This window comes from Paraburkholderia sp. (genome assembly GCF_047605525.1).
Classification (GTDB): Bacteria; Pseudomonadota; Gammaproteobacteria; order Burkholderiales; family Burkholderiaceae; genus Paraburkholderia.
The window spans coordinates 298,290-310,916 of the sequence record NZ_JASGFN010000001.1 but is presented as its reverse complement, the minus strand read 5'-3'; the positions used below and the strand labels follow the sequence as shown (position 1 = coordinate 310,916).

Annotated in this window: 11 protein-coding genes; 5 read left to right on the top strand and 6 right to left on the bottom strand. The window is 65.8% G+C overall.

Annotation, left to right across the window (positions count from 1 at the left end; genetic code table 11):
- Positions 1-79: 79 nt before the first annotated feature.
- The 3 genes from gatB to gatC form a co-directional block, all read right to left on the bottom strand.
- A complete protein-coding gene (gene gatB, locus QM685_RS01455; protein WP_415112065.1) occupies positions 80-1,555 on the bottom strand; it encodes an Asp-tRNA(Asn)/Glu-tRNA(Gln) amidotransferase subunit GatB in 1,476 nt (491 codons plus the stop codon).
- Between the two features lie 5 nt (positions 1,556-1,560).
- Complete coding sequence (gatA, locus tag QM685_RS01450) at positions 1,561-3,054, bottom strand: Asp-tRNA(Asn)/Glu-tRNA(Gln) amidotransferase subunit GatA (protein ID WP_415112064.1); 1,494 nt, start codon at positions 3,052-3,054, stop codon at positions 1,561-1,563.
- Between the two features lie 130 nt (positions 3,055-3,184).
- Positions 3,185-3,484: an Asp-tRNA(Asn)/Glu-tRNA(Gln) amidotransferase subunit GatC gene (gene gatC, locus QM685_RS01445; RefSeq protein WP_415112063.1), complete on the bottom strand. Its 300-nt coding sequence runs from the start codon at positions 3,482-3,484 to the stop codon at positions 3,185-3,187.
- Positions 3,485-3,859: 375 nt separating this feature from the next.
- On the opposite strand from gatC, the gene QM685_RS01440 reads away from it, so the two are divergent.
- The 5 genes from QM685_RS01440 to rodA all read left to right on the top strand — a co-directional run bounded on the left by QM685_RS01440 (position 3,860) and on the right by rodA (position 10,312).
- A complete protein-coding gene (locus tag QM685_RS01440; RefSeq protein WP_004189550.1) occupies positions 3,860-4,903 on the top strand; it encodes a rod shape-determining protein in 1,044 nt (347 codons plus the stop codon).
- A 154-nt stretch (positions 4,904-5,057) separates the two neighbouring features.
- A complete protein-coding gene (gene mreC / locus QM685_RS01435; RefSeq protein WP_415112062.1) occupies positions 5,058-6,206 on the top strand; it encodes a rod shape-determining protein MreC in 1,149 nt (382 codons plus the stop codon).
- Entirely contained in the window at positions 6,203-6,715 is a 513-nt protein-coding gene (gene mreD / locus QM685_RS01430) for a rod shape-determining protein MreD (RefSeq protein WP_415112061.1), read from the top strand. Before mreC ends, mreD begins: the two co-directional genes overlap by 4 nt.
- Before the next feature lie 80 nt (positions 6,716-6,795).
- A complete protein-coding gene (gene mrdA / locus QM685_RS01425; RefSeq protein WP_415112060.1) occupies positions 6,796-9,153 on the top strand; it encodes a penicillin-binding protein 2 in 2,358 nt (785 codons plus the stop codon).
- 10 nt (positions 9,154-9,163) lie between these two features.
- Entirely contained in the window at positions 9,164-10,312 is a 1,149-nt protein-coding gene (gene rodA, locus QM685_RS01420) for a rod shape-determining protein RodA (protein ID WP_415112059.1), read from the top strand.
- An 85-nt stretch (positions 10,313-10,397) separates the two neighbouring features.
- On the opposite strand, the gene QM685_RS01415 is transcribed toward rodA, so the two are convergent.
- The 3 genes from QM685_RS01415 to queD form a co-directional block, all read right to left on the bottom strand.
- Positions 10,398-11,132: a tetratricopeptide repeat protein gene (locus tag QM685_RS01415; RefSeq protein WP_415112058.1), complete on the bottom strand. Its 735-nt coding sequence runs from the start codon at positions 11,130-11,132 to the stop codon at positions 10,398-10,400.
- Positions 11,129-11,911 carry an HpcH/HpaI aldolase family protein gene (locus QM685_RS01410; protein WP_415112057.1) on the bottom strand — a complete coding sequence of 261 codons (783 nt, stop codon included), beginning with the start codon at positions 11,909-11,911 and terminating at the stop codon, positions 11,129-11,131. Before QM685_RS01410 ends, QM685_RS01415 begins: the two co-directional genes overlap by 4 nt.
- 265 nt (positions 11,912-12,176) lie before the next feature.
- Complete coding sequence (queD, locus tag QM685_RS01405) at positions 12,177-12,620, bottom strand: 6-carboxytetrahydropterin synthase QueD (RefSeq protein WP_415112309.1); 444 nt, start codon at positions 12,618-12,620, stop codon at positions 12,177-12,179.
- Positions 12,621-12,627 lie beyond the last annotated feature (7 nt).

Genomic DNA, 12,627 nt, shown 5'->3' with positions numbered 1-12,627 from the left:
CGTTGCCCTGCTTTCGATCCGGCAACGGCTCGTGATGGCTCAGGCGCGCACGCCCGGCCCTGGCGCGTCAAGCTTCAACTCAGGACAGCTTCTTCTTCAGCAACTCATTGACCTGCGCCGGGTTGGCCTTGCCTTTGGTCGCCTTCATCGCCTGGCCGATCAGCGCGTTGAACGCCTTCTCCTTGCCGGCGCGGAATTCGTCGACCGACTTCTGGTTCGCGGCCAGCACTTCGTCGATGATCGCTTCGAGCGCGCCGGTATCCGAAATCTGCTTCAAACCCTTCGCCTCGATGATGCGATCGGCGGCGCCTTCGTCGGTGGCCTTCTCTTCCCAGATCGCAAGGAAAATTTCCTTCGCGATCTTGTTCGAGATCGTGCCGTCGGCAATGCGTTGCAGCACCAGCGCAAGCTGCGCGGCCGACACCGGGCATGCGGAAATGTCCAGGCCTTCGCGATTCAGTTGCGACGCGACTTCACCCATCAGCCAGTTCGCCGCGACCTTCGCATTGGCCGGGCCGACCTTGGCGACCACTGCTTCGTAGTACGCGGCCATCGCCTTGCTCGACGTCAGCACGTTCGCATCGTACGGCGTGAGGCCGTATTGCGACACGAAGCGCCGCTGGATCGCTTCCGGCAATTCCGGCATTTCGCTCTTCACGCGTTCGATCCACGCCGCGTCGATCACGAGCGGCATCAGGTCGGGATCGGGGAAGTAACGATAATCCTGCGCGTCTTCCTTGCTGCGCATCGGGCGCGTTTCGCGCTTGTCCGGATCGTACAGACGCGTTTCCTGCTCCACGGTGCCGCCGTCTTCGATCAGTTCGATCTGACGGCGCACTTCGTACTGGATCGCTTCTTCGAGGAAGCGGAACGAGTTCAGGTTCTTGATCTCGGCGCGGGTGCCGAATTCCTTCTGACCGACCGGGCGCACCGACACGTTCGCGTCGCAGCGGAACGAACCTTCCTGCATGTTGCCGTCGCAGATGCCGAGCCACATGACGAGCGTGTGCAGCGTCTTCGCATAGGCGACCGCTTCGGCCGCGCTGCGCATTTCCGGCTCGGTGACGATTTCGAGCAAGGGCGTGCCGGCGCGATTCAGGTCGATGCCGGTCATGCCCGCGAAGTCTTCGTGCAGCGACTTGCCCGCGTCTTCCTCGAGGTGGGCGCGCGTCAGGTTGATGGTTTTCTCGTACGCCGCGCTGCCCGTCTTTTCATTGGCCGGCACCTGAATGGTCACCTGGCCGCCCTGCACGACGGGGATTTCGTACTGGCTGATCTGATAGCCCTTCGGCAGATCGGGGTAGAAGTAATTCTTGCGCGCGAAGATGCTGCGCGGCGCGATCTTCGCGCCGATCGCGAGGCCGAGCTGGATCGCGCGCTCGACGGCGCCGCGGTTCATCACCGGCAACGTGCCCGGCAACGCCAGATCGACGGGGCAGGCCTGGGTGTTCGGCGCGGCGCCGAATTGCGTGGCGGCGCCCGAGAAAATCTTCGATTGAGTCGACAGTTGCGTGTGGGTCTCCAGACCGATCACGACTTCCCATTGTTTGGTCATGGCGCTCACACTCCCGCCGGTGCCTGCCGATGCCAGCCGGTCGCGCGCTGGAACGCGTCGGCCACCTGCAGCATTCGGGCTTCGTTGAAATAGTTGCCGATGATCTGCAGACCGACCGGACGCCGCGCGTTGGCACCCGCGCCGAAGCCGCACGGCACGCTCATGCCCGGCAGGCCGGCGAGGCTCACCGACAGCGTGTAGATGTCGGCCAGATACATCTGCACCGGATCGTCGCCCTTCGCGCCGAGGTCCCACGCCACCGACGGCGCGACCGGTCCCATGATCACGTCGCACTGTTTGAACGCTTCCTGGAAGTCCTGCGCGATGATGCGGCGGATCTTCTGCGCCTGCAGGTAGTACGCGTCGTAGTAGCCGTGCGACAGCACGTACGCGCCGACCAGAATGCGGCGCTTCACTTCCGGGCCGAAGCCTTCGGCGCGCGATTTCTTGTACATGTCGAGCAGATCGCGGTATTCGGCCGCGCGATGGCCGAAGCGCACGCCGTCGAAACGCGACAGGTTCGACGACGCTTCCGCCGGCGCGATCACGTAGTAGACCGGAATCGACAGTTCGGTTTTCGGCAGCGACACCTCGACGAGCGTCGCGCCGAGCGCTTCGTATTGCTTCAGCGCGGCGTCGATCGACGCGCGCACGTCGTCGGCGAGACCCGCGCCGAAGTACTCCTTCGGCAGGCCGATGCGCAGGCCGGCGAGCGGCTTGCCCGCGCCGTCCCCACCTTCCTGCCACGACTTGCCGAGGTAGCGCGTGTAGTCTTCGTCTTCGCGCGCGAGGCTCGTCGAGTCGCGCTCGTCGAAGCCGGCCATTGCGTTGAGCAGCGTCGCGCAATCGGCGGCGCTTTGCGCCATCGGACCGGCCTGATCGAGCGACGACGCGAACGCGATCATCCCGTAGCGGGACACGCGGCCGTACGTCGGCTTGATGCCGGTCACGCCCGAAAACGAAGCCGGCTGACGGATCGAGCCGCCGGTGTCGGTACCGGTCGCGGCGGGCGCGAGACGCGCGGCCACCGCCGCAGCCGAGCCGCCCGACGAGCCGCCCGGCACCGCCTTGCGGTCCCACGGGTTCTGCACCGGGCCGAAATAAGAATTCTCGTTGGACGAGCCCATTGCGAATTCGTCCATATTGGTCTTGCCCACGCACACCATGCCGGCTTTCTGCAGGCGCGCGACCACGGTCGCGTCGAACGGGCTTTCGTAGTTCGCGAGCATCTTCGAGCCGGCTGTGGAGCGCCAGCCCTTCGTGACGAACACGTCCTTGTGGGCGATCGGCAGGCCGGCGAGCGGGCCGGCGTGGCCGGTGTGCAGCAGCGCGTCGGCGGCTTTCGCCTGGGCGAGCGTCAATTCGGGATCGACCTGGATGAATGCGTTCAGGCCATTGGCCGCGTCGATCCGCTTCAGGTACGACTGCGCCAGTTCGACTGCGGAGCATTCCCTGGCCGCGAGCGCGGCGCGCAGTTCGGTCAGACTTTTTTCATGCATTGCGTTTTATCCTGGAAAGCGCGGCAGCGGTCACGCTGCCGTGGAGGCGTTCGGCTGCCCGCCGGCAGGCAGGCCGGCAAAGCGCGCGGCAAACCGCGCACCGGGGCCAGGCCCGCCTGCCCGGCGGGTCTTATTCGATCACCTTCGGCACGAGGTACAAGCCGTCCTGGACGGCCGGCGCGGGGCGCTGGAAAGCCTCGCGCTCGACCGTCTCGGTGACGGCGTCGTCACGCAGACGCAGCGCGACGTCTTCGATCTGCTCGATCGGGTGGGCAAGCGGCGCGATGCCGGTGGTATCGACCGCCTGCATCTGCTCGACAAGGCCGAAAAAATCATTGAGCCGGGTACGGGTGTGCTCGGCGTCGGCGTCGGCGAGTTCGAGCCGCGCGAGATGCGCGATGCGTTTGACATCGGTCAGGGTCAGAGCCATGCAGTCACCGGGAAGAGGTGGAGTGTCGCAACACTTTAAAAAACCGCGTTGTAACAGCGGGTTACGTCACGATAGGACAATGCCGAAAAAGGAGCGACGGCGGCAAAAAGTGCCCTCCGTTTCCTGCAAAACATCCAAAATTATAAGGTATCATTACGCGTTCGACCCAAACCCGGACCGACTTACCAGGGCCTTACGGACAATCCCAGGAACGTCCGGCGCTTTCCACCCTGGCTTTGCAACGGCCTCCGGTAGACCCCCTCGCAGCTTCAAGTTCCCGTGGCGCCGCTTCCGCCGGGTTGAAGCTGTTATTTATTCCGCTGCCGCCCTACGCATACGGTGCGAGGCCCGGCCCCCAGCGAGACAGGATTTTGAATGTTCGGTTTTTTGCGCAGCTACTTCTCCAACGATCTGGCGATTGACCTCGGCACCGCCAACACGCTTATCTACATGCGCGGCAAGGGCATCGTGCTCGACGAACCGTCGGTCGTGTCGATCCGCCAGGAAGGCGGGCCCAACGGCAAGAAAACCATCCAGGCAGTCGGCAAGGAAGCCAAGCAGATGCTCGGCAAGGTGCCGGGCAACATCGAGGCGATCCGCCCGATGAAGGACGGCGTGATCGCCGACTTCACCGTCACCGAACAGATGATCAAGCAGTTCATCAAGACGGCACACGAATCGCGCATGTTCTCGCCGTCGCCGCGCATCATCATCTGCGTGCCGTGCGGCTCGACCCAGGTCGAGCGCCGCGCGATCAAGGAAGCCGCGCACGGCGCCGGCGCTTCGCAGGTCTATCTGATCGAGGAACCGATGGCCGCCGCGATCGGCGCGGGCCTGCCCGTCTCGGAAGCCACCGGTTCGATGGTCGTCGACATCGGCGGCGGCACCACCGAAGTCGGCGTGATCTCGCTCGGCGGCATCGTGTACAAAGGCTCGGTGCGCGTCGGCGGCGACAAGTTCGACGAAGCGATCGTCAACTACATCCGCCGCAACTACGGCATGCTGATCGGCGAGCAGACCGCCGAAGCCATCAAGAAGGAAATCGGTTCCGCGTTCCCCGGCTCCGAAGTCAAGGAAATGGAAGTGAAGGGCCGCAATCTGTCGGAAGGCATTCCGCGCAGCTTCACGATCTCCAGCAACGAAATTCTCGAAGCCCTCACCGATCCGCTGAACCAGATCGTGTCGTCGGTGAAGATCGCACTCGAGCAAACGCCGCCGGAACTCGGCGCCGACATCGCCGAGCGCGGCATGATGCTCACCGGCGGCGGCGCGCTGCTGCGCGACCTGGACCGCCTGCTCGCCGAGGAAACCGGCCTGCCGGTGCTCGTCGCCGAAGACCCGCTGACCTGCGTCGTGCGCGGCTCGGGCATGGCGCTCGAGCGCATGGACAAGCTCGGCAGCATCTTCTCGTACGAGTAGGCGAGCTTTTTTCCCATGTCTGTAGCGCGGATCTGGCACACGGCCCCTTGCGGGCCGCTTTGCCGTTGGCTGGGTAAACCAGCCGCCGCGTACTGAGCGTGCGTCCATCGCGCGCCGCCGTCTCACCCAACCGCTCACGCCCCCGGCGCCGACCATGGAATACAGTCCGCCGCCCCTGTTCAAGCAAGGCCCCTCCGCTCTCGCACGACTGGTGTTCTTCGTCGTGCTGGCGATCGCCCTGCTGATCTCCGATGCCCGCTTCCAGACGCTTGAGATCGTCCGCGGCGTGCTCGGCGCGGGTCTCTATCCGTTGCAACGCGCGGCCCTCGTACCGCGCGATATTTTCATGGGCGCCGCCGATCTCGCCGTGACCAGCGCTACGCTGCGCAGCGAAAACGAAAAGCTGCGCGCGAAAGATCTGCTGCTGTCACAGCAGGCCAACACCGCCGCGTCGCTTGCCGCCGAAAACGGCCATCTGCGCGCGCTGCTGCAACTGTCGCAACACCTCACCACGCAATCGCTGCCCGCCGAAATCCAGTACGACACGCGCGATCCGTTCACGCAGAAAGTCGTGATCGGACGCGGCGCGCAACAGGGCATCCAGAACGGCTCGCCGGTCGTCAACGAGGACGGCGTGATCGGCCAGGTCACGCGGGTATTCCCGCTGCAGGCCGAAGTCACGCTGCTCACGGACAAGGATCAGGCGGTACCGGTGGAAATCCTGCGCACCGGTCTGCGCAGCGTGATCTACGGCACGCCGAAGGGCGACTCGCTCGATTTGCGCTTCGTGCCGATCAGCGCCGACGTGCAGGCCGGCGACGAACTCGTCACGAGCGGACTCGACGGCGTGTATCCGCCGGGGCTGCCGGTCGCGAAGGTCGTGCGCGTCGACAAGCAGGCCGATACCGCATTCGCGCGCGTGGTCTGCCAGCCCGTCGCGGCGGTGCGCGGCGCGCGTCAACTGCTCGTGCTGCATGTCGCGAACGACGTGCCGCCGCGGCCGGCCGACGAACCCGACGCGGCCACGGTCGCGAAAGAGGCGAAAGGGAAGAAGGGCGGCAAGGTCACGGACGGCAAGGGCGCGGCGGATAAATCCGCGACCAGGGCGGGCGACAAGGCCGCAGCCGACAAGCCCACGGCAAAATCGCCGGAAAAAGGCGCCGAAAAAGCGCCCGCCAAGGCCGCCGCCGCGGAGAAGAAGCCGGAAAAGCAGCCCGAGAAATCCGTGACCGCGAAGAAGGCCGAAAAACCGGCCGCCGCGAAGAACGTGAAGCCGCAGGCCGCGTCGGGGGCTCAGCCATGAATCGCCCGCAATACATCCTGCAGCCGGTCAACCCGTACTTCATCGCCTTCAGCCTCGCCGCCGCGTTCCTGCTGAACCTGATGCCGTGGGGGCGTCTGGCTGGCGTACCCGACTTCGTCGCGCTCGTGCTGCTGTTCTGGAACGTGCACCAGCCGCGCAAGGTCGGCATGGGCATCGCATTCCTGCTCGGCCTGCTGATGGACGTGCACAACGCGAGCCTGCTCGGCGAACACGCGCTCGCGTACACGCTGCTGTCGTACGGCGCGATCACGATCCATCGCCGCGTGCTGTGGATGTCGCTCGGCGTGCAGGCGTTCGCGGTGATGCCGCTGCTGGTCGTCGCGCAACTGGTGCCGTTCGTGATCCGTCTGCTGACGGGCGCGGCGTTTCCGGGCTGGGGTTATCTGATCGACGGTTTCGTCGAAGCCGTGCTGTGGCCGATCGCGAGCATGCTGCTGTTGATGCCGCAGCGCCGCCCGGCCGATCCGGACGACACGCGGCCTATTTGATCCCGCATCGGACCCGCCGGCCCGCGGCCCGGTTGGGCGCACACTCTTGATGGCCGCGAGCCGGCCTTTTGCAGAATCGCATGACCGAATTCAAGGACACTCAGCAGCAGCTCACGAAATTCCGCCTGCGCGTCGCGGCGGCGGGCCTGTTCGTGTTCGTCTGCTTCGGGCTGATCGGTTTCCGCTTCCTGTTCCTGCAGGTCTGGCACTACAGCAAGTACTCGCTGCAGGCCGACGAGAACCGCATCTCCGTCGCGCCGATCGTGCCGAACCGCGGCATCATCACCGACCGCAACGGCGTCGTGCTCGCGAAGAACTACTCGGCCTTCACGCTCGAAATCACGCCCTCGAAGCTGAACGACTCGCTCGACAACGTGATCGACAACCTCGCGACCGTCGTGTCGATCGACGCGCGCGACCGCCGCCGCTTCAAGAAGCTCCAGGAAGATTCGAAGAACTTCGAAAGCCTGCCGATCCGTACCCGCCTGACCGACGACGAAGTCGCGCGCTTCACCGCGCAGCGCTTCCGCTTCCCCGGCGTCGAGGTGCGCGCGCGTCTGTTCCGCCAGTACCCGCTCGGGCCGACCGCCGCGCACGTGATCGGCTACATCGGCCGGATTTCGCAGCGCGATCAGGAGCGCATCGACGACGCGAGCGACCAGAACGACAGCGATCCGGACCACTACGATCCGCGCCTCGACGCGAACAACTACAAGGGCACCGACTACATCGGCAAGATCGGCGTCGAGCAGAGCTACGAGACCGAGCTGCACGGCCAGACCGGTTTCGAGGAAGTCGAGGTGACGGCGGGCGGCCGGCCGGTGCGCACGCTGTCGCGCACGCAAGCCACGCCCGGCAACAATCTCCAGTTATCGATCGACATCGGTTTGCAGCAGGTCGCCGAGCAGGCATTCGCCGGCCGCCGCGGCGCGCTCGTCGCAATCGAGCCGTCGACCGGCGACGTGCTCGCGTTCGTGTCGGCGCCGAGCTTCGATCCGAATTCGTTCGTCGACGGCATCGACCAGCAGACCTGGGACGAGCTCAACAACTCGCCCGATCATCCGCTGCTGAACCGCCCGCTGCACGGCACCTACCCGCCGGGCTCGACCTACAAGCCGTTCATGGCGCTCGCCGCGCTGACGCTGCACAAGCGCACGACCAGTTGGGGCTTCCAGGACCCCGGCTACTACACGTTCGGCGGCCACACGTTCCGCAACGACGTGCGCTCGGGGCAGGGCTGGGTCGACATGAACCGCGCGATCGTCGTGTCGAACGACACGTATTTCTACATGCTCGCGCACGACCTCGGCGTGAACAACATCGCGAATTTCATGAAGCCGTGGGGCTTCGGGCAGATCACCGGCATCGACATCGCCGGCGAGGCGAAGGGCATCCTGCCGTCGACCGACTGGAAGCGCCACGCGTATCGCCGCCCCGAACAGCAGAAGTGGTACGAAGGCGAGACGGTCAGCCTCGGCATCGGCCAGGGCTACAACTCATTCACGATTCTTCAGCTCGCCCACGCAACGGCCACGCTCGCGAACAACGGCATCGTGATGAAGCCGCACCTCGTGCGCGACATCGAGAATCCGATCACGAAGGAAACGCGCCCGGTCGTGCGCGATCCGAGCGACAGGATCGCGGTCAAGCAGGCCGACATCGACTTCATCAAGCGCGCGATGGTAGGCGTCGTGACGAACGGCACGGCGTCCAAGCTGTTCATCGGCGCGCCGTATCAGGCAGCCGGCAAGACCGGTACCGCGCAGGTGTACTCGCTACAGGGCGCGAACTACAAGGGTCACGCACTCGCCGAGCATCTGCGCGACCACGCGCTGTTCATCGCCTTCGCGCCGGCCGAGCAGCCGAAGATCGCACTCGCGCTGATCGTCGAAAACGGCGGCTGGGGCGCGGAAGCGGCCGGTCCGATCGCGCGCAAGGTGCTCGACTACTACCTGGTCGGCAGGAACAAGCCGGGTGCCGAGGCGGCGGCCGTCGCGGCGGCGGCTTCGGCGACGCTCGACGCGTCCGCGCCGCAGGTCGGCGATACGCCGCCTTCACGCGAAGGCGCGCAGCCGCTCAAAATCGCGGCGGGCTTTACGGCGCTGCCGATGCCGGGGGCGTCGGATGCGGCCGCCGCCGGCGCGGCGTCGGGCGCTTCGGCGGCTGTTGCGGCTTCGGCGGCGGATGGCGCCTCCGCGCCAGTGGCGGCGTCGGTCGCCGCTCCGGTCGCTGCTTCGGCCACGGCAGCGCACGCAGCGTCGGCAGCCAGACCTGCTTCGGCGAGCGCCGCGAAGAAACCCGCGTCGCGTTCACCCAGCGCGCCGCATAAACCGCGTCCGGCGAGCGAACCGGTGCCGACTGTCGTCGCGCCGTCGCGCGAAGACGCGGCTCAGGATGCGTCGCCGCGCCGGCCGGCCGCCGGCGGCATCGACGAATAAGGAGAAAGGCATGCAATTCGACAAGCGCGCCTCGCTCGACCGCATCAAACAGATGTTCGCGGGCTTCGATCGCCCGCTCGCACTGATCGTGTTTCTGCTGCTGTGCGTCGGCATCGTCACGCTGTACAGCGCAAGCCTCGACATGCCCGGCCGCGTCGAAGACCAGTTGCGCAACATCCTGCTGACGTTCGTGCTGATGTGGGCACTCGCCAACGTGCCGCCCAATACGCTGATGCGCTTCGCGGTCCCGCTTTATACATGCGGGATCGCGTTACTGGTCGCGGTCGCGATGTTCGGCCTCACACGCAAGGGCGCAAAGCGCTGGATCAACGTCGGCGTCGTGATCCAGCCGTCGGAGATCCTGAAGATCGCGACACCGCTGATGCTCGCCTGGTACTACCAGCGTCGCGAAGGCGTGATGCGCTGGTACGACTATCTGGTCGGCTTCGTGATCCTCGCGGTGCCGGTCGGCCTGATCGCGAAACAGCCCGACCTCGGCACCGCGGTGCTCGTGTTCGCGGCCGGCCTGTTCGTGATTTACTTCGCGGGACTGAGCTTCAAGCTGATCGTCCCGGTGCTGATCGCGGGCGTGATCGCGGTCGTATCGATCGCGGCGTTTCAGGACAAGATCTGTCAGCCCGAGGTGCAGTGGCCGCTGATGCACGACTATCAGAAGCACCGTATCTGCACGCTGCTCGACCCCACCTCCGACCCGCTCGGCAAGGGCTTCCACACGATCCAGGCGGTGATCGCGATCGGCTCCGGCGGCCCGCTCGGCAAGGGCTGGCTGAAGGGCACGCAGGCGCATCTGGAATTCATCCCCGAGAAGCACACGGACTTCATCTTCGCGGTGTTCTCCGAGGAGTTCGGTCTAGCGGGCGGGATCGTGCTGCTCACGCTCTATATGCTGTTGATCGCGCGAGGGCTCTACATCGCGGCCAATGGCGCGACCCTGTTCGGGCGATTACTGGCCGGATCATTGACGATGGCGTTCTTCACCTATGCGTTCGTCAATATCGGCATGGTGAGCGGGATCCTGCCGGTGGTCGGCGTGCCGTTGCCGTTCATGAGTTACGGCGGCACCGCGCTGACGACCCTGGGCGTCGCGGTCGGCCTCATCATGAGTGTCGCGCGGCAGAAGCGGCTGATGCAGAGCTAGCGACGCACAGGCACACACCAAGCACATACAAGCACACAGCCGGAAAAGCAGAAAGGGCGCTCGTCATCACCGGGCGCCCTTTTCTTTACTGCGGCTTCACTTCCTTCTGCTCCCGCAACTGCGCGCTCAACTGCTGATACTTCAGACGCGCCGCCGGATCGCCCTGCGCGGCCGCCGCCGCGTAATACGCGCGCGCGACGTTCAGATTCCTGTCGACGCCATCGCCGCCGCGTTCATAGAACGAGCCGGTCACGTACTGCGCGGTCATGTCGCCGCCTTGCGCGGCCTTCTTGTACCAGACGAACGCCTGCTTGTTGTCCCGCCCGGTGCCGCGTCCGTCGAGAAACTGGTTGGCCAGCGCGAGCTGCGCCTGCACGTGTCCCTGCTCGGCTGCCTTCAGGAACCAGCGATGCGCCTCGACCGGATCGCGCTCGACGAACTCGCCATCGTCGTACATCTTGCCGTACACGTACTGCGCGTGCGACATGTTCGCGTCGGCGGCCTTGCGCAGCCACTTCTTGCCTTCGTCGACGTTGACCGGCGTGCCCTCGCCGTTGAGCAGCATCATCGCGTAATTGAATTCGGCGAGCCGGCTACCGCGCTCGGCGGCCTGACGGAACTCGGTCAGCGCCGCGCCGAGATTGCCGGCGTTGTAATCGGCGACCGCGGTTTGCGTCTGCGGATCGTTCGACTTCGCGACGCGGTCCTGCGCGTACGCGAAATCCGTCGCGCCACTCGCAAGCAGCGCCGCCACGATGGCCACCCGCGCGGCAACATGCGCCGCGATCCGTCCCGCGGCGCCCTGCACTCTGCCGTTCATGACCTCACCTCCTGTAATGCCTGACGGGTCGCGCGCAACATCCAGATGACGTCGGCGGCCAGCGCGACGAAGCGAAAGCCGGCGTCGCGATGCTGCCGCGCGCCCGCCACGTCCATCGCGAAAATGCCCGCGGCGATGCCGGCCTTCTCCGCGGCGCTGACGATCCGCGCCATCGCGGCCTGCACGTCGGCATGCTTCGCGTCGCCGAGATGACCGAGACTCGCGGCCAGATCCGCGGGTCCGACGAACAGACAGTCGACGCCCGGCGTCGCCGCGATCTTCTCGACTTCCTCCAGGCCACGCGCCGATTCGATCTGCACGATCGTCGCGATCTGCGCATTGGCCGTCTGCACGTAGTCGCGCCGCATGCCATAGCCGGCCGCGCGCACGACGCCCGCGACGCCGCGCTGGCCGTCGAGCGCCCCGGCTGTCGGATATTGGGTGAGACGCACGGCACGTGCCGCGTCCTCCGCCGATTCGATGTTCGGGAACATCAGCGTGCGCGCGCCGGCGTCCAGCACGCGTTTGACGAGCCACGGCTCGGTCGCCGGCACGCGCACCACGGGCTCGCTCGGCAGATGCGCAGCCGCGATCGCGCGCAGTTGCGACTCGACGCCGCCGCTATCGTTCGGCGCGTGCTCCATGTCGATCAGCAGCCAGTCGAAGCCCGCATGCGCGAGCGCTTCGGCCGCCGCGTCGCTGCCGAGCGACAGCCACAGTCCAAACAGCGGCGTGCTTTCCTTCAGACGTTGCTTGAGGGGATTGGTGAACGTGCTCATCGGCCGGCCTCGCGTGGGTTCGCGGTCAGAGGACAGGGCAAGGCGGAGGCCAGCGGAAGGGCCCGGAGAACGGCCAAAGGCGGGGCTGGAAGCGAGGCCACAAGCGGGGCCAGATAGGAGAGCAGCCAGGAACGGGGGCGCTGACGGCCTCGATGCCTGCTGCGACGCAATGCGGTGACCGGCATGTCTCGCTCCGTATGGTTATCGAAGCGATCATACCGTGACAATAAATAACGCGAGGGCGGCCTCGCGCGGCGGGGAATCGTTAGTCGCGGACCACGTCGGCCCAGCAGTTCGGCGTCTCGTACAGACGCACCTTGTGCAGACGCAGGTTCACGCCGTAGTGCGCGTCGTACACGTTCGCGAGCATCTCGAACGCGATCGCGGCAAGGTTTTCGACGGTGGGGATGCGGTCGAGCACGACCGTCTTGTGGCCCGCCATGCTTTCGAGAAAGGCACGCACCTGCGTGTCGCCTTCGTAGACGAGAAACGCGTGGTCCCACTTGTCGACCAGATGCTCGACCGCGAGCGACTTCACGTCGGCGAAGTCCATCACCATGCCGCGATCGGGCGCGCCTTCGGTGTCGACCAGATCGCCTTGCAGCGTGATTTCGAGCACATAGCGATGGCCGTGCAGATTACGGCACTGGCTGCGGTGATCGGGAATGCGGTGGCCCGCGTCGAATTCGAGTTTTCGGGTAATCGTCAGCACGGCA